Below are 638 nucleotides of genomic sequence, written 5' to 3' on the forward strand. Positions count from 1 at the left end.
ATGCCTGATCACTTCGTTTTCCGGGTTCAATTGCCACATCAGAAAATTCTCCACTCAACAAGTCATACTCTAGTTGAATTTTCACACCAGCTGTATGACTACATCCTCCGGCACCAGGATAAGTAGCTGCGAATCGATCTGGAACTTGGAAGGTTGTAGAATCAAGGATGCGAATCCGCTCAAAATAAGCAGAAAGAGAATGAGAAATCTTAGATACTCCTCCAATTTTAGCTTGTAGAAGTGTAGTAAATACAGTTCGAAAGAAGGCTACAGAAGCCGAGTTAAATCGTCGATTAAGTCCCTCCGGACTTAATAAAACTCCTGTTGAAGTTTCTAATTGACTACAAAGTTGAGTAAGAGAGGTAGTAGCGACTTGTTGATTTAACCATACACACAAAGATAAGAAATGGTGCCCGTGGCACTTACGTTTTCGTTTCATCCCGCCTGCTTTTATAGCTAATTGATTAAGTGTAGCGGGAGACATATATCGATATAACTCTTCGGCAAATAAAGATAATTCTTGTTTTTGGTTCATATTCATAAAAAGCACGTCACCCTTTCTCATTAACATAAGAGAATAGTAACGTGCTTTTAACTTCAAAAATAGTCTAAATCCTTAAGTTGATGGATGTGTGGCG

The 638-nt window shown here is 38.7% G+C and carries 1 protein-coding gene; it reads right to left on the reverse strand.

The features are described from left to right. A partial coding sequence (locus tag BAU27_RS06975) for an IS4 family transposase (RefSeq protein WP_139254611.1) occupies nt 1–541 on the reverse strand: 541 nt, incomplete at its 3' end. Nucleotides 542–638: the final 97 nt, after the last annotated feature.

The sequence above is a fragment of the Bacillus sp. NH11B genome, from assembly GCF_001884205.1.
Lineage (GTDB): Bacteria > Bacillota > Bacilli > Bacillales > Bacillaceae_G > Bacillus_A > Bacillus_A proteolyticus.